Origin of the sequence: Dokdonella sp., from assembly GCF_039926425.1 — a bacterium.
In the GTDB taxonomy this organism is placed as follows: domain Bacteria; phylum Pseudomonadota; class Gammaproteobacteria; order Xanthomonadales; family Rhodanobacteraceae; genus Dokdonella_A.
Genome location: NZ_JBDSWZ010000006.1, coordinates 1 through 15521, shown reverse-complemented (window position 1 = coordinate 15521; position 15521 = coordinate 1). Strand labels below are relative to the sequence as shown.

15 protein-coding genes are annotated in these 15521 nt (G+C 63.9%); 9 read left to right on the top strand and 6 right to left on the bottom strand.

What is annotated here, in order from left to right; translation table 11 throughout:
• The coding region (locus ABIV12_RS00480; protein ID WP_348055110.1) for a glycosyltransferase at nt 1–2330 on the top strand (2330 nt) is incomplete at its 5' end.
• A 31-nt stretch (nt 2331–2361) separates the two neighbouring features.
• Nucleotides 2362–2733 (top strand): cupin domain-containing protein, encoded by a 372-nt coding sequence (locus tag ABIV12_RS00475; RefSeq protein WP_348055108.1) that lies wholly within the window; start codon nt 2362–2364, stop codon nt 2731–2733.
• 10 nt (nt 2734–2743) lie between these two features.
• Here ABIV12_RS00475 and ABIV12_RS00470 read toward each other — a convergent pair whose 3' ends face one another.
• On the bottom strand, nt 2744–3958 hold the full coding sequence (locus ABIV12_RS00470) for a hypothetical protein (protein ID WP_348055106.1): 1215 nt from the start codon (nt 3956–3958) through the stop codon (nt 2744–2746).
• A 178-nt stretch (nt 3959–4136) separates the two neighbouring features.
• Nucleotides 4137–4688 carry an SET domain-containing protein-lysine N-methyltransferase gene (locus tag ABIV12_RS00465; RefSeq protein WP_348055104.1) on the bottom strand — a complete coding sequence of 184 codons (552 nt, stop codon included), beginning with the start codon at nt 4686–4688 and terminating at the stop codon, nt 4137–4139.
• Nucleotides 4689–4823: 135 nt separating this feature from the next.
• On the opposite strand from ABIV12_RS00465, the gene ABIV12_RS00460 reads away from it, so the two are divergent.
• Nucleotides 4824–5507, top strand: a complete 684-nt coding sequence (locus tag ABIV12_RS00460; protein ID WP_348055102.1) for a ribonuclease T2 — start codon at nt 4824–4826, stop codon at nt 5505–5507.
• 321 nt (nt 5508–5828) lie between these two features.
• Here the strand turns inward: ABIV12_RS00460 and ABIV12_RS00455 are convergent, their stop codons facing one another.
• Nucleotides 5829–7952 carry a TonB-dependent receptor gene (locus ABIV12_RS00455; RefSeq protein WP_348055100.1) on the bottom strand — a complete coding sequence of 708 codons (2124 nt, stop codon included), beginning with the start codon at nt 7950–7952 and terminating at the stop codon, nt 5829–5831.
• 263 nt (nt 7953–8215) lie between these two features.
• On the opposite strand from ABIV12_RS00455, the gene ABIV12_RS00450 reads away from it, so the two are divergent.
• Together ABIV12_RS00450 and ABIV12_RS00445 are read left to right on the top strand one after the other, a co-directional pair.
• Complete coding sequence (locus ABIV12_RS00450) at nt 8216–9661, top strand: sensor histidine kinase (protein ID WP_348055098.1); 1446 nt, start codon at nt 8216–8218, stop codon at nt 9659–9661.
• Nucleotides 9658–10311, top strand: coding sequence for a response regulator transcription factor (locus ABIV12_RS00445; protein WP_348055096.1), 654 nt, complete (start codon nt 9658–9660; stop codon nt 10309–10311). Before ABIV12_RS00450 ends, ABIV12_RS00445 begins: the two co-directional genes overlap by 4 nt.
• 19 nt (nt 10312–10330) lie before the next feature.
• On the opposite strand, the gene ABIV12_RS00440 is transcribed toward ABIV12_RS00445, so the two are convergent.
• The 3 genes from ABIV12_RS00440 to ABIV12_RS00430 all read right to left on the bottom strand — a co-directional run bounded on the left by ABIV12_RS00440 (nt 10331) and on the right by ABIV12_RS00430 (nt 13067).
• Entirely contained in the window at nt 10331–10765 is a 435-nt protein-coding gene (locus ABIV12_RS00440; protein WP_348055094.1) for a GNAT family N-acetyltransferase, read from the bottom strand.
• 91 nt (nt 10766–10856) lie between these two features.
• Nucleotides 10857–12347 carry a M20 family metallopeptidase gene (locus ABIV12_RS00435; RefSeq protein ID WP_348055092.1) on the bottom strand — a complete coding sequence of 497 codons (1491 nt, stop codon included), beginning with the start codon at nt 12345–12347 and terminating at the stop codon, nt 10857–10859.
• A gap of 102 nt (nt 12348–12449) precedes the next feature.
• The gene (locus ABIV12_RS00430; protein WP_348055090.1) at nt 12450–13067 is read right to left on the bottom strand and encodes a glutathione S-transferase; all 618 of its coding nucleotides are present in this window, start codon (nt 13065–13067) and stop codon (nt 12450–12452) included.
• Between the two features lie 82 nt (nt 13068–13149).
• Here ABIV12_RS00430 and ABIV12_RS00425 point away from each other — a divergent pair, with 82 nt between their 5' ends.
• From ABIV12_RS00425 to ABIV12_RS00410, 4 genes are all read left to right on the top strand, one after another.
• Nucleotides 13150–13713, top strand: coding sequence for an Lrp/AsnC family transcriptional regulator (locus ABIV12_RS00425; protein WP_348055088.1), 564 nt, complete (start codon nt 13150–13152; stop codon nt 13711–13713).
• 198 nt (nt 13714–13911) lie between these two features.
• Nucleotides 13912–14238, top strand: coding sequence for a helix-hairpin-helix domain-containing protein (locus tag ABIV12_RS00420; protein ID WP_348055086.1), 327 nt, complete (start codon nt 13912–13914; stop codon nt 14236–14238).
• Nucleotides 14239–14456: 218 nt separating this feature from the next.
• The gene (locus ABIV12_RS00415; RefSeq protein WP_348055084.1) at nt 14457–14918 is read left to right on the top strand and encodes an SET domain-containing protein; all 462 of its coding nucleotides are present in this window, start codon (nt 14457–14459) and stop codon (nt 14916–14918) included.
• Nucleotides 14864–15451 carry a GNAT family N-acetyltransferase gene (locus ABIV12_RS00410; RefSeq protein WP_348055082.1) on the top strand — a complete coding sequence of 196 codons (588 nt, stop codon included), beginning with the start codon at nt 14864–14866 and terminating at the stop codon, nt 15449–15451. Before ABIV12_RS00415 ends, ABIV12_RS00410 begins: the two co-directional genes overlap by 55 nt.
• The last annotated feature ends 70 nt before the right edge of the window (nt 15452–15521 follow it).

Genomic DNA, 15521 nt, shown 5'->3' with positions numbered 1-15521 from the left:
CCTATTCGTCCGCAGAGAACCCTCAGATCCCGCGGATCGCGAAGTTCTATGGCATGACCGTGATGGCCGGCGCGTGGATCGAAGGGCGGGCCGAACGTAACGAACGCGAACTGGCTGCGCTGATTGCCCTCAGTCGCAAGAACGACAACATCGACCGCGCGGTCGTCGGCAATGAGGTGATCCTGCGAGGAGACATCGGCGTCACCGCATTGATCAGCTATCTGGATCGCGCGCGGGCGCAGCTGAAGATTCCGGTCTCGACGGCCGAGCCGCTCGACACCTGGCAACGGCATCCAGAGCTTGCCCAGCACGTCGACTTCATCACCGTGCACATTCTTCCCTACTGGGAACGCATTCCCCGCAAGGACGCGGTTGGATTCGTTCTCGGCCAGTACCGCGAGCTGCAGAAACTGTTTCCGAACAAGCCCATCGTCATCGGCGAAGTGGGCTGGCCCTCGAATGGCGATCGCAAGGAGTACGCGCAGGCCTCGCTCGCAGATGAAGCGCATTTCCTGCGCGACTGGTTCAATGTCGCAGCCGGCAACAAGATCGACTACTACGTGATGGAAGCGATCGACCAGCCGTGGAAGGAAGTGCTCGCCGGTCGCGTCGAAGCGTATTGGGGCATGTTCAACGCGAACCGGGAACTGAAATTCGCGTTCACCGGCACCGTGATCGAAGATCCGATCTGGCCGTGGAAAGCCGGCGTGGCGTCCCTCCTCGCACTGATCCCGATGTTCTGGTTTGCGCGCTATTTCATCCGTTTCCGCGCGATGGGTATTGCGTTCTTCCTCACCCTGATCCAGTTGTCCGCATCGATCCTCGTGTGGATGGCGACGCTTCCGTACGACTTCTATCTCGATCCGTTCGACTGGGCGATGCTGGTGCTGCTGTTTCCGGCCCAGCTGGCGATCATCCTGATCCTGCTGATCAACGGCTTCGAGTTCACCGAAGTGCTGTGGCATCCGCGCTGGTTGCGCGAATTTCGGATGCTCGCGCCTGAGCCAGCCGAATCGCAGCCGTTCGTCTCGATCCATCTCGCCTGTTACAACGAACCGCCGGAAATGGTGATCCTCACGCTCGATTCGCTGGCCGCGCTCGAGTACGAGAACTACGAAGTGCTGGTGATCGACAACAACACCCGGCGCGAGGAAGTGTGGAAACCGGTCGAGGCCTATTGCGAAAAGCTCGGGCCGCGCTTTCGCTTCTTCCATCTTGAACCGTGGCCAGGCTTCAAGGCGGGCGCGCTTAATTACGGCCTGACGCAGACGGACGAACGCGCGGAGGTGGTCGCTGTGGTGGACGCGGATTACGAAGTACGCCGCGACTGGCTGAGCGCGCTGACCGGCTATTTCGCCGACCCGAAGGTCGCCGTCGTGCAGTGCCCGCAAGCGCACCGCGACTACGAGCACAACGCGTTCCGGCGCATGACCAACTGGGAATACGATGGCTTCTTCCGCATCGGCATGCATCACCGCAACGAGCGCAACGCGATCATCCAGCACGGCACGATGACGATGGTGCGACGAACCGCGCTGGTCGACACCGGCGCATGGTCGGAATGGACAATCTGCGAAGATGCCGAGCTTGGCCTGCGCCTGATGCGCGAAGGGTTGGACCTCGTCTACGTCGACGAGGTGATGGGACGCGGACTCACACCCGCCGATTTCACCGCGTACAAGTCGCAGCGCTATCGCTGGGCGTTTGGCGCAATGCAGATCATGAAGGCGCGCTGGAGCTGGATGGTGTCGCGCACCTCCACGCTGACCCGTGGACAACGCTTCCACTTCCTCACGGGCTGGTTCTCGTGGTTTGGCGACGCACTGCACCTCGTCTTCACGATGATGGCAATGCTGTGGACGCTCGGCATGGTGCTCGCGCCGAAATACTTCACTCTGCCGATGTATCTCTTCCTCGTTCCGCTGATCGGCTTTTTCCTGTTCAAGGCGGCATTCGGCATCATTCTGTATCGCGTGCGCGTCCCGTGTTCGTGGAAGGACACGATTGCCGCAGCCGTTGCGAGCATGGGCCTCAGCCATGCGATCGCACGCGGCATCTTTCTCGGGCTCGCGCGCAAGAAAGGCGAGTTCATCCGCACCGCGAAGAGCCGCCGCATTGGCGCGAAGCCGAGTGCGTTCGCGTCGGTCAGCGAAGAGTTGCTGTTGTGCTCCGCGCTCGTCGCCTGCGTGATCGGCATGATCAACTCGAGTGGCATCGACTATATCGAGGGACGACTGTGGATCTCGATCCTCTCCGCCCAGGCGATTCCGTACGCGTCGGCGCTGATCGGCGCGTGGGTTGCCCACCGCTCCGGCGACACCGTCGGGTGACCGACATTTTTTGCCCGCCAACGGAATTCGCATGACCGACGTCGTATCTCCGGCAAAGATTGCCGCTTCGCTGTCCGAATTGTGGTCGCCACGGGTGATCGGCGAGGTGGACAACAACTACGTCAAGGTGGCGAAGATCCATGGCGTATTCGGCTGGCATGCGCATCTGGACGAAGACGAACTGTTCTACGTCCTCGAAGGCCGCTTGCGGATCGAGATGGAGGATCGCTCGGTCGACCTCGACACGGGGGATCTGTTCGTCGTGCCCAAGGGCGTGCGCCACAATCCGGTCGCCGAACAGGAATGCCGAGTGCTGCTGATCGAGCGCAAGTCGACCCTGCACACCGGCGACGCGGTCACGGAAAAAACCCGATCACTCGAGGATCAGTTGCGTCCGGTGTGAACCGCGCGCCTCACGATTTTCCAAACGGATTGCGGAACCGCGCGAGCAAACCCGGGGGCTTCTTCGCCGGTTCGTCGTCGCGGCGCGCGCGTGGCTGCCACTCGATCATCCCGATCGCGTCATACGCGTTGACGAGATCGAAGACGTCGGCCATCGGCGCCGCGGCTGTCGCGGCAATCTCATGCAGGCGCGCCGGCTGCAGCATGGCGGACGCGACGCGGAAGTAACGACTGAGTTCCTTCTCGATCTCCACCCAATGCCGGAGACGATAGGTTCCACCCGGGTCGAGGTGCGGCGCGAGTTTCCCGCCGGACTGCAGCAATACGTTCAGCCACACCAGTCGCGTGTACGACTGCGCCGTTTGAGACTCGCGTGCTTCGGCAAGTTCGCCGGTCGTGAGCGCCTGCCAGTCGCACAGGCGCCACGTCGCCTGACAATACGCTGACAACGAGCCAAGACCGGCCGCGGTATACGCCACCTTGTTCTTGGGGTCGACTACCAGCGTCGGCGAACCGGGCAAGGTGAAGCGCGAGGGGACCTTCAGCAGCTCCACGTCGAGGAACGCCTGCAACGCGCGCGGCATCGTGTCTTCCAGCATCTCGTCACGCGATGCATAGGTGCGCGCGGGCGCGTTCGGGGGCGCCGCCACCGCCCGCGGCGAAGGAGGAGGTGGAGGCTCCTCGATTTTTTGCGGCTGCACCACTTCGAGCGCCAGCGGCCTGGAAAAGGCAGCGCCCTGCAAACTGTCGCGCAACTCGACTGGTCGATAGCGCAGGAGATCGTCGAGCCCGGGGATCGGGTCTGGCCGATCGACGGGCATCCCCCTCGTCGCACGCGTCGAATCTCCAGGCTCATCGCCGAGATCGTGCGTGTAAAAGTCCGCAGTGTTCGCATGGATCTGCGGATTGCGGGCGATGGCAGCTGATGCCCGGTTGAACACGTCGATCACGTTCGCACGTTGCAGCGGACGCCGCAGCACCAGGTCCGCGCCATCCACATCGCTTTCGGAGAAAATCGCGTGGCGCACGCCCGTCGACTGGGCGCGGCCACGGGCCATCCCGCCCGCGAAGTCGCCGATATCGATGATCACAAGGTCGGCACCGCCCTCCTCGCCCCAGCGCCACACATGGTCCAGCTCTGTCGCGCTTTGGCGTAACACCAGACGCAGATGCGCCACCTCCTGCTCGGAGACGCCGACGGTCGCAATGATTCGGATGGTGCTCACGGTGTGCGTTGCCGATGCCGGGGCTGAAAGCGTCTGCCACTAAGGTGACCTCGCCGCGAACCGGCGTCAATCCCGCGCTGCGCAAACGTCACCGGCCGCCTGGTCCGCGCCCCCACTGCGGCGATGGAGGGCGACCGTCGGTCAGGCTTGATCGACGCCGCTCAATCGCGATCGCGCCTCACGCAGCGCTTTTGCGTGCCTTCGTGACGGAGGGCGACTTCTTGCGCGCGGTACCGGTTTTTTTCTTTCCAACGGTCGAGGGCTTGCGCTTCGGCTTGAGCAACGTCCCGGTGCATTTCGCCGAACCACAGCGGCATTCCCAGATCGCCTTCAGGCGCGGCGTGAGACGCTCCTCGAGCACGATGCCGTAGTCGTAAGTGAGTTCCTCGCCCTCACGCAGCGCGCGAATCGACTCGATCACCACGCGGTCGTTGCGCGGATTGCCGTCGGTATTTTCCTCGACGAGTGCGCGGCAGTTCGGCGCACAGCTGTGATTGATCCAGCGGGCGATGTTGCCCTCGCTGTTGGCATCGATCACGTAGTTGTCGTTGAGCGTGAACAGGAACGTGTGGCCGCTGTCGCTGGTGTTCGCATAGAGGCGATCGGCCTGCGCGTGCGTGAGGCGCTTGCCGCGGTATTCGATGAGCTCGCTCCCCTTCGGAATGTCGACGAGAGCGAAAACGCCATTGCCGTGAATCGGCGAACGGCGGGCGGCGATGCGCTTGGGCATGGGCAACCAGAAGGGGAAGAATTCGGACCGCGGATCATATCGCGTTCCGGCGCGAGCACGCCGCGAAACCGGCCAACTTGACGATCTGCTACGTTTGACCGGCGGAACGTCCGCGCCCGATCCGGTGAGCCTGCCATGCCCCGTCTGCTTTTCGTCGTTCTCCTCGCCTCGATGACTGCGTTGCTCGCACTGCCCGCGCATGCGCGCCATGGCTCGAAATCGAAAGGCCACGCAAAGTCGGTGGAGGTCGCGCCGGCAGGTCCGTTCGACTACTACGTGATGGCGCTGTCGTGGTCGCCGACGTTCTGCGAAACGCATCCCGACGAGGACGAGCAATGCGGGCACAAGGGCTATGGCTTCGTGCTGCATGGCCTGTGGCCGCAGTATGAATCCGGCAGCGGTCCACAACGCTGCGACACGGACACGCGACCCGATCGCAGGACGATCGCCGCAACGCTGCCGTTCATGCCGAGCAAGCGCCTGATCAATCACGAGTGGAGTGCACACGGCGCCTGCTCCGGGCTTGATCCCGCTGCGTATTTCGGCTTGGCCGACCGGGCATTTGCATCGGTGAGGGTCCCGCCGGAGCTGAAGGCGCCGGCGCAGGACGTGCAGACACAATCCAGCAACCTGCGCGACCTGCTCAAGCGCGCAAACCCCAATCTCCGCGATGACATGCTGAGCCTGCATTGCAGCCACGGCGAACTGGTGGAGGTCCGTGTGTGCCTCGACAAGGATCTGACCTTGCGGTCGTGCGGCAAGCGTACGCGCAGCGGCTGTCCGGCCACGGCGCCGTTCGTGATTCCTGCCTCGAAATAATGCGGCGCGAGCGGTTCGTGCGCGGCGCTGGCATCCGTTCCGGACGACGCGTACGCGGCATCGGCGTAGCGATCATGCGGGCGCTCCAGCCTGCTCTCCAGCGACCACGCAACACACGGACGGCGATCGGCTCACGCGACCCGTTCGTGCAGCGACGAGATGGGTGCATCGACGTGCCCTGTGTCACCAGGCAGCAGGACGATCCGTTCGCCTCAGACTGTTGGAGTGGCTTCAGCGGCGATGCTCTCGCCGCACAACAAAAAGACCATCGCGTCTGAAGCCGCTCCTGCCGAGAAAAGAAATCTTCGAACCGGCGATCACTCAGCGACCGCCGAACGAATACCTCAGGCTCAGCCAGTACGAACGCGCCTGCAGGCGGTAGTACTGCGCGTCACCGAGCTCGCTTTCGGACACCGCATCGCGGCGGTCCGACAGGTTGTAGCCGTCGACGCGAACTTCCCAGCGATCGAACGCGTAGCCGACACCCGCATCCCACGTGGTGTAGGAGTCGGCGATGGCAGTATTGCGCTTGTTGAGCCAGCGCTTGCCGACGTAGTCGGCGGCAACGTGCGCGCGAAAACCGCTTGGCTGTGCATACATCAGGCCGAGGCTGCCCAGATGCTGGGGTGACAGTTCGAGCAGCTTGCCGTCGAGCTGGGTCGGAGTACCGTCGAAATCCTGTTCGTAGTCGGCGAAGCGAGCGTCGTGATACGCGAACGTACCGACCGCACTGAGACCTTCCATCAGGTTCCAGCGACCTTCCACTTCGGCGCCCTTGAACCGTTCGTTGCCGGCGTTGGTGAGACCGGGCAGACCGTCGACCTCCTGGCTGACCACGAGGTTGCGGAAATCCATGCGGAACACCGAGACATCCCACTGGAAGCGGCCATCGAGATGGCTTCCCTTCACGCCCAGCTCACCACTTTTCGCGTCTTCGGTTTTGAGAATGTCGAATTCCGGCTCCGGTCCGAAATCCTTGACTGCCGGCTTGAACGTATTGCGATAGTTCGCATAGGCAGTGACGTAGTCGCGCCCGTCCTGCCAGAAGCGGTAGCTCGTACCCAACGCGCCAGCCCAGCGATTTTCCGTGCGATGGTCGGTGCCGCCCTCGGTGACTTCCGGCGCGTCGCCGGTGCGATCGATGCCGACTCCGCTGCTCGATTCGCTGGTGTGGTTGAATCGCAGGCCCGCCTCGACGCGCCACGCATCGGTCACCGCGTATTCGAGGTCCGCATAGACGCCGCTGAAATTGCGTCGATCATCAAGACGCGTCGATTCGTCGATGTGCAGCGTGCGCCAGTCCGGCGCATTCGAACCGTCCGGCAGCACCCCGTACTCGAAGTTGTCACTCTCCTGATCGCCCTTGCCGTAGAGGTGATCAACGCCCCAGACGAGGGTCGAACGTTCACCGAGCGGCGTCGCGATGTGGCTGTCGAAGTAGGCTTCGGTCCGATTCACGTTCTGATGGAACCCGTCTGCGTTGTGCGTGACGCCATCGTCGGCGAAATCCGCGCGCAGGAAGCCGCGCACGTTTTCGGCATTGCTGCGCGCGTACGACAGGCGCGTGCTCCAGTCGCCGATCGATGTCGGCACAATGTAGCCGAGCGCGATTTGGCCACGATCTTCGTCCTGAATCGAACCGCGCGGATTGTCGTTCGCATCAAGCGGTACGCGCGGCGTCAGCACACCGGCTTCGCGCGGGTGCGGACTGACCGGATCCTGGTTCACGCGGTTGAGATCCACATCGACGGTGAACTTGCCGGCGCCCACATCACCGGCGCCGCGATACAGAAGATGCGCGCGATCCCAACCGGCGCGATCCGACGCCAGTTCATTCTTGTCGGCATCGAGCAGCAGCGACTGCTGCCACGGCGCATTCGCATCGGACAGCGGAATCGCAGCGGAGAAACGCGCGCTGCCACGGCTGCCGATTCCGAACTCGACCTGCGCCGGACCCTGACCTGCGTCGTAGTGGATGACGTGGATCACGCCGACGAAACTGGTGGCACCGTAGCTCACGGGCGCGGCGCCCTTGAGCACTTCGATGCGTTCCACATTCGCGAGGTTGAGGGTCACCAGCGCGGGCGTGAATGCACCCCCGGACGGAATGCCGTCGACAACCAGCAGAAACGCGTCGAATTCGCGCAAGCCCCAGAACGCCGGCACCGACGACGCCGGTCCTCCATCACCCCCGGGCGCGATATCGACACCGGCGACGAGTGACAGCGCGGTGCGCAGGTCGTAAGCCCCGCGCTCGCGCAACTCCTCGCCCGTAACGATCGTCACGTTTGCCGCGGTATCGCTGACAGGAACGGGAATTTTCGACGTCGTGACTTCGACTGCTTCGAGCGGCTGCGCATCAGTGGCGACCGCAGCTCCAACCAGAGGACTCGAACAAACGAGCGCAAGGCGGATGGCAATGGAGATCGAACGATTCGGTGTCATGTGCATCCCGGCTCCTGGAAGGATTTTTTAACGAATTTCTAATGCGCGAGACTAGGGGTTATGGAACGAGTGCCCAACAGTCTCGGGGCGCATGAAAACTCATCCGCAAGGATGAGTGTTAGGCAGGGTCGCCCAATTCCGGATTTGGAGATCCCGTATCGGCACGCGTGGGCGCCTTGCCGCGCGTCGCGAATCCCGGATTCCCGATCCACGAGACTCCGCACGCCGCGTATGCTTGCTGCCCTTCTGGCCGATCTCCGCCGATGACCCTCCTGCGTCCACGCCTGCGCGGCCTCGTGTTCAAGCTGGCGCTCTTCTATCTGCTGCTGGCGCTGCCGACGCTCGTCGTGGTCGAGTCGGTGATCCTCACCTACGAATTCCACCAGTTCATGGGCGGAATTGCCGCGGGCAGTCTTGGGCGGGCGGTGCAGCAGGCGTCGGTCGATCTCGCGAACCACCAACTCCAGCCTGGCGTCAGCGATTCCGCAACGGCCGCTCAACAGCAACTGTGGCTCGACGCGTGGGTCCTGCGATTGCAGCAGCCCCGCGGCGGGTTGACGCCGGACGAGTCCTACGTGTTGATGGAACTGGCGGACGAACCGCTGGCTGCAGCGCTGTTGTCGCCGGACGGAGCGGTGCTTGCACAGTCGCGTTCACGCGGACTATGGGCTCCGGCCCTGCCTGCTGCGCGCGATGTCGCGAATGCGACTCCCGCCGGGCCCACCGACCTCCCCGGCAGTGAAAGTCCGTATCGGGTCCGGCGCAGCATGGCTGCCGTGCATGACGCCGGCGGCGCGATCACCGGCTGGCTGTTCGTCGAACTGCGATTGCCGCTTCCGTGGCGACGCCTGTTGCTGGAATCGAGTTTCGAATCGCCCACGGTGTTCGGTTTTCTGATCGTGTTCGGACTCGCCTCGTCGATCTTTCTCGCCGGCTGGGTGACACGCCGGTTGAACCGCATTGCGCGCGCCGCCACTGCCTGGAGCCGCGGCGATTTTTCCGAACGCATCGCGGATCCATCGCACGACGAACTCGGCGCGCTTTCCGCATTGCTCGACAGGATGGCGATTGATCTGCGTGGACTGATGCGATCGCGATCGCAGCTTGCCACGCTGGCAGAGCGGCAACGCCTGGCGCGCGACCTGCACGACACCGTGAAACAGAAGGCGTTCGCGCTGAACATGCAACTGGCGGCGGCGCGGCGCGTGCTGGCCGACTCGCCTGTCGCCGGACGCCTCGATCAGGCGCAGCGCCTGACCCAGCAGATCCAGCACGAACTCGCGGAAATTCTCGACGAGATGCGCGCGTCGGATGCAGAACTGCCGTTCGCCGAACGGCTGCGCACGCGGGCGACCGAGTGGTCGCATACCAGCGGCATGGCGCTGGTATTCGACCTGGCGGATGTCCCCGCACTGGCCGCACCGTTCGAAGATTCGTTGCTGCGGATCGTCGACGAGGCGCTTTCCAACGTGTTGCGCCACAGTAGCGCGAGCCGCGTCGATATCGCGTTGTCGCGCAATGCGGACGCAATGTGCCTGACCATTTCCGACAATGGACTTGGCACTCCGGATGAGCCAGCATCCGGAATGGGATTGCGCAACATGCGCGAACGCGCGCAGGCGCTGCCGGAAGGGCGCTTTTCGCTCGACAAGCCATCCGGCGGGGGCACCCAAGTGACAGTCCGTTTCTTTGCAGAGGTCACCCGATGAATGCACCGATCCGCATCGTGATTGCCGACGACCATGTGCTCGTCCGCCAGGGTATTCGCGCGTTCATGGAAACGCACGACGACCTCGACATCGTCGGCGAAGCGGAGGATGCGGCGGGTGCCGTCGCACTGTGCGCCGAGCATCGGCCACACGTCGCCCTGGTCGATCTGGTCATGCCGGGCGGCGGCGTCGAAGCAACCCGCGCGATTCGTGCGGCGAGCGCGAAAACCCAGGTCGTATTGCTGACCTCGTTCGAGGATACCCAACAGATTGTCGCCGCGGTGCAAGCCGGTGCGCTGTCATGTCTGCTGAAGGATATCGATGCCGACGCGCTTGCCGACACGCTGCGCAAGGCTGCGCGCGGCGAGGCAGTACTGCATCCGCGCGTCGCCGCAAAATTGATGGATACGTTGCGGCGTGGCGGCGAGCCTGGCGGCGAAGCGTTGCAGTCGCTCAGTCAGCGCGAGCGCGAAGTGCTGACGTTGATGGCCGAAGGCTTGAGCAACCTGCAGATCGCCGAACGCCTCGGCATCGGCGAAAAGACCGTGAAGACCCACGTCAGCAACGTGCTCAGCAAGCTCAACGTCAACGACCGCACGCAGGCTGCAGTCTATGCCTGGAAGAGCGGGATGAAGCAGCGGCCGCAGTAGACGCAGGCGGCAGAGCGTTTCAGGTCAGCGACTTGCCGAACACGCGCTGGTTCTTGATGGTCTGGAAGCCTGCCCGTTCGTAGAAGCGATGGGCACGCTCGCGTTCCTGCCTGCTTCGCACGCGAATCCGCTTCACGCACCTCGCCTGCGCCCACTGCTCTGCCGCGTCGATGAGACGTTTGCCGAGACCGCCACCACGCGCCGATTCACGAACAACGAGGCCGACGATCTCCGCGCACGGTTCCTCGCTCAACCGCGCCGCGATCGCGACCTGCAACCATGCAACGACACGGCCCTCGGCATTTTCAGCGACCAGCACGCTGCAATCGGCCGTGCCATCGATTGCAGCGAGGCGCTTGACGATCTGCTGACGCGTGGTCGGATAGCCGAGTTCGGCGCACAGGTCCGCCAAGGCGGGAGCGTCGTAGGTCCGCGCGGCGCGGATCGTGATCATGCGGGTCTCCATGCCGCGACGATAGTGGACCCATCGGGCCAAACGCGGGCACCGATGGGCCGAGGTGAGGGCGTGCGCAGGCGCGGCGTGCTCAGTCGCAGCAGCCATCGCCTCCTTTCACCGTGTGTGCCGCGGAAGCGGCGACGCCCCGCGTCAATCCGTTCTGGCTCGCAATGTGGTGATCCGCGATCACCCGCGCAACGCACATCGACATGCGTTTGCCGGTCGGGATATGCAGGAACTCGTTCGGTCCATGCGCATTCGAATGCGGACCGAGCACGCCGGTGATCAGGAACTGGGCGCCGGGAAATTTTTCGCCCAGCATGCCCATGAACGGAATCGATCCACCTTCGCCGTTGTATGCGGCCGGTGCACCGAAGAACGCCTGCGAAGCCGCATCCACCGAGTGTTCCAGCCACGGCGCGAGCGCCGGCGCTTCCCAGCCGCTACCGGCTTTTTCCACCTCGAACGAAACCTTCGCGCCGTAGGGCGGATCGCTTTCGAGCAGACGCTTGAGGAATTCGCCGCCCTTCGCAGCGTTCAACGTCGGCGGCACGCGCAGCGACACTTTCACCGATGTGCAGGGACGCAGCACGTTGCCGGCCGAATCGAGGGCGGGCAGTCCGCCCACACCGGTGATCGACAACGCCGGGCGCCACGTGCGGTTCAGAACGAGTTCGGCCAAGTCGGCATTCATCGGCTGCATGCCATCGACCAGCGGAAATTTCGCGTAGACCGCGTCTCCGAGAATGTCCGCGGTGCGCTTCGCCTGGGCGATCCGCTGCGCCGGAATCTCCACGTGCAGTTCCTTCGGAAGGATGGCGCCGGTGACCTCGTCCTCCAGTCGCGACAGCACCTGGCGCAGGATGCGGAAACTCGACGCGACGACGCCGGATGCATCGCCGGAATGAACGCCTTCCTCGAGCACCTTGACCGTGAGGTTGCCTCCGGTGAGCCCGCGCAACGACGTCGTCAACCAGAGCTGGTCGTAGTTGCCGCAGCCCGAATCCAGGCACACGATCAGCGACGGCTGACCGATACGCCCGGCGAGGTGATCGACGTAATACGGCAGGTCGTAACTGCCCGATTCCTCGCAGGCCTCGATCATCACCACACAGCGCGCGTGCGGAATGTTCTGCGCCTGTAGCGCCATGATCGCCGCCAGCGACCCGAAGATCGCGTAGCCATCGTCGGCACCGCCACGACCGTACAGCTTGTCGCCTTCCAGCACCGGCGTCCATGGACCGAGATGCGCGGCCCAGCCAGTCATCTCCGGCTGCTTGTCGAGATGGCCGTACAGCAGCACGGTATCGTTCGATGCGGGTTCGGTGCCCGGGATCTCGATGAAGATCAGCGGAGTGCGACCGGCAAGTCGCACGATCTCCAGGCGCATGCCGGCAATCGGCTGCGCGCGCGCCCACGCCTCCATCAGCGCGACCGCCTGGTCCATGTAGCCGTGCTCCGCCCATTGCGCATCGAACATTGGCGATTTGTTCGGGATCCGGATGTATTCGGTCAGCTGCGGAACGATCTCGCCGTCCCACAGGTGGCCAACGAAACCGTCGAGTGCCTTGGAATCCATGCTGTCACCTGCCTCATGAGTAGTGCGTGTGCGAACGCGAATCGTAGCGGATATGCGGGTTGGGGTCGGCGGACTCCGTCTTTCGACCTGAACGCATGCGCGTCAGTCCTGCGTCTCGCCGCGGAGGTCGGTGGCGAGCATCGATGCCCGCGAGCGGAAGCTTTCGTACCACGCCGCAAGTCGCGGACGCCCGACGGCGAAGTCATGAACGTTCCGAAACGCGATCCAGCTGAGCGCTGTCGCCAGCGCAATGGTGCCGAGGTCGACCGGCACGTCGGCATCGATTTCGCGTTCAAGAAAATCGCACGCCGCGACAACCTTGCGTGTTTGCGCCTCCTGCATGATCGGCCAGCGCAGCGTCGATGGCCTTCGTTCGGATTCCCAGCGCGCGGCGATGCCCGCGTCGGCGATGCCTTGCGCAAGCGCCTGTCGGCGCAACGCGCGATAGCGGGCTGCCTCGCCGAGCGGAATGAGCAGATGTTGACCGTGCAGGCGATCAAGGTATTCGCAGATCACGTTTGAATCGAACAGTGCGAGCCCGTCGTCGGTGATCAGCACCGGCACCTTGCCGAGCGGATTGAGGGCCGACACGTCGTCGTTCGGCCGCGTCGGGCTCGTCTCGTGATGAACGACGTCGATGTCGCCGGCCAACCCGGTTTCATGGGCCGCGACGAGAACCTTGCGCGCGTAGGGAGAATGCGTCTGGTAGAACAATTTCATGGTGAGGACTTCCGGTGGGTTTGCGCACGCGGGAACGATGTCGTGACGCGCAGTCGACGCATCGTGTCCGGCGAGCGACGCCATGCTAGGGTCTGGGCGCGCGGCGTGGCCGCGCATGGCTGCGCTCGAACGGGTTTGTTGCCCGCAATTTCCCGAGGACACGCACATCACCACCGAACTCGACCCGTTGGATCGGGCAATCCTCGCACTCGTGCAGCGCGATGCGCGCCTGTCCTCCGAGTCGATTGGCTCACACATCGGCCTGTCGGCATCCGCGGTGCAGCGACGCATGGCGAGGCTGCGCGATGACGGTGTCATCACCGCGGAAATCGCGATTGTCGATCCGAAGAGGGTGGGACGACCTCTGACGATCGTGGTGGACATCGAAGTCGAGCGCGAGCGGCCCGAATTGATCGCCGGCCTTCGACGCTGGATCGCCGACCAGCCGGCAATTCAGGAAGCGTGGTATGTCACTGGCGACATCGACTACATACTGATCGTGTCGGCGAAGGACATCGACGAATACGAGTCGCTCATGACGACGATGGTCGAGGACAACAAGAACGTGAAGCGTTTCACGACGCGCGTTGCTCTTGGCACCCTCAAGCGTGGTCTCGCCCTGCCATTGACGGGCTCGTCTGCATGAGCCCGGTCGAGGGTACGCGAATCGTCTGTGACATCCGGCGCCCATCGATTGCAGCGCAGGCGTAGGAAATCTCGCACGCGCGCCGTCGCCCTGCTCTTACGCGATGACGTGACGCGCTGCACTGATCGCCGGAATCGGACCCCTCTAGACTTGCGACAGTCGCGCACGCCTGCGCTCGCTGCCGTGAAGTCCCGTCCGATGAATGCGTTTCGCCGAGCTCTCCTTTTCCTGTTGCTTGCGTTCTCCCTGCCGTCGATGGCGGTCGCACAGGTCGACATCAACAACGCCGATGCGAAGACGCTGGCCGAAGCCCTCAGCGGCGTCGGGCTGGTCAAGGCCGAGGCGATCGTTGCATACCGCGTGAACAATGGCCCGTTCAGGAGCGTCGAGGATCTCGGCAAGGTCAAAGGCATCGGCGCCCGGACGATCGAGGCAAATCGCGAAGCGATCGTGATCGTCGATGCGCGCGTCGATGCCCATGGCCACGCATCCGCATCGAGCGGCAAACCCCTCGCTGCCGACTGATACCCGCGCTGCCGGCTCGCGGCAACGGGACTGAATGACGGGTGCGTTGCATTGTCGCGCATCGAACGCGACCGGCTTTCCGCAACCGATTGCACGCGGCGGCGTCGCGGTTGTCGCTGCCGTCGGCGACCCGCACAGAGGCCGCGACGGGACGCCGCAGGGCGAGTGGCGGCAAGCACCATGCTAGAATCGCAGTCCGCCGAAGGGCGGCCAATCGCATGATCCTCCCCCGCTATCACATCGGCCCGTCTCTCATTGCGGGCGCCGGACAAGGCTTGGTCCTCGACGAGCCGATTGCGCGCGGGCGAGTGATCACCGCGCCGGACGCGATTCCACGCGTCCACACCTTCGAGGACATCCTCGCGCAGCCCGATGCCGGAACGTTGCTTCCGGCAACCGTGCGCTGGTTCGAGGATCGCTACACCGTCACCCCGGAATGGCCGGACGAGTGCTACATCAACCACGCGTTCGAGCCCTGCGCGCTGTGGCACCTGGGTTTCGTGTTCGCCGTGGACGATCTCGCCGCCGGCACCGAAATCACGGTCGACTACCGTCATCTGCTCGCCCCGGGTCAGGAAGAGGACTTCCGCGATGCGGTCAGTGGCGATCCCATCATCGGCTTCACATGGAAGGAAAGCCTGCGCGCGTCGACGACCGCCCTGGCGGCGCTGCTCACCTGATTCCTTCGATGATCGACATTCCGCAAATCGAGACGGCGCGGCTGCGCCTGACGTCCCTTGGCGATCGGCATTTCGAGGCGTATGCATCGATGCTTGCCGACGCCAGCAGCACGCGCTTCGTCGGCGACGGCGATCCGCTCGACCGGATGAACGCATGGCGGTCGATGGCGATGCTGCTGGGCCACTGGGCGCTGCGCGGCTACGGCATGTGGGCGGTCGAGATGAAGCACAGCGGAGAATTCGTCGGTCGCGTCGGCCTGCACCATCCCGAAGGCTGGCCCGACCTTGAACTCGGCTGGATGCTGATGCCGGAACAGCGCGGAAATGGCTACGCCACCGAAGCGTCGCGCGCTGCGCTCGACTACGCGTTCGACAAAGTGAAGGCACCGCGAGCCATCAGCCTGATCCGCATGGACAACAGCGCGTCGGAGCGCGTCGCGCGACGTCTCGGCGGTCGCCAGGCGACGACCATCGATTTTCTGGGTCACTCGACTCTGGTCTATCTCTATCATCCGCCGGAAGCCGTTGCCTGATCGGAGGTCATGAGATGGTCGCGTTCGCGCTCAAGGTGTTTTTTTCGGCGCTGCTGATCGCTGGCGCATC

Excerpts from the sequence above, each read along its gene's own strand:
- ABIV12_RS00415 (WP_348055084.1), top strand. The coding sequence starts at position 14,457 with ATGATCCTCCCCCGCTATCACATCGGCCCGTCTCTCATTGCGGGCGCC.
- ABIV12_RS00475 (WP_348055108.1), top strand. The coding sequence starts at position 2,362 with ATGACCGACGTCGTATCTCCGGCAAAGATTGCCGCTTCGCTGTCCGAA.
- ABIV12_RS00435 (WP_348055092.1), bottom strand. The coding sequence starts at position 12,347 with ATGGATTCCAAGGCACTCGACGGTTTCGTTGGCCACCTGTGGGACGGC.
- ABIV12_RS00425 (WP_348055088.1), top strand. The coding sequence starts at position 13,150 with ATGCTAGGGTCTGGGCGCGCGGCGTGGCCGCGCATGGCTGCGCTCGAA.
- ABIV12_RS00410 (WP_348055082.1), top strand. The coding sequence starts at position 14,864 with ATGGAAGGAAAGCCTGCGCGCGTCGACGACCGCCCTGGCGGCGCTGCT.
- ABIV12_RS00440 (WP_348055094.1), bottom strand. The coding sequence starts at position 10,765 with ATGATCACGATCCGCGCCGCGCGGACCTACGACGCTCCCGCCTTGGCG.
- ABIV12_RS00450 (WP_348055098.1), top strand. The coding sequence starts at position 8,216 with ATGACCCTCCTGCGTCCACGCCTGCGCGGCCTCGTGTTCAAGCTGGCG.
- ABIV12_RS00460 (WP_348055102.1), top strand. The coding sequence starts at position 4,824 with ATGCCCCGTCTGCTTTTCGTCGTTCTCCTCGCCTCGATGACTGCGTTG.
- ABIV12_RS00465 (WP_348055104.1), bottom strand. The coding sequence starts at position 4,688 with ATGCCCAAGCGCATCGCCGCCCGCCGTTCGCCGATTCACGGCAATGGC.
- ABIV12_RS00445 (WP_348055096.1), top strand. The coding sequence starts at position 9,658 with ATGAATGCACCGATCCGCATCGTGATTGCCGACGACCATGTGCTCGTC.
- ABIV12_RS00455 (WP_348055100.1), bottom strand. The coding sequence starts at position 7,952 with ATGACACCGAATCGTTCGATCTCCATTGCCATCCGCCTTGCGCTCGTT.
- ABIV12_RS00430 (WP_348055090.1), bottom strand. The coding sequence starts at position 13,067 with ATGAAATTGTTCTACCAGACGCATTCTCCCTACGCGCGCAAGGTTCTC.
- ABIV12_RS00420 (WP_348055086.1), top strand. The coding sequence starts at position 13,912 with ATGAATGCGTTTCGCCGAGCTCTCCTTTTCCTGTTGCTTGCGTTCTCC.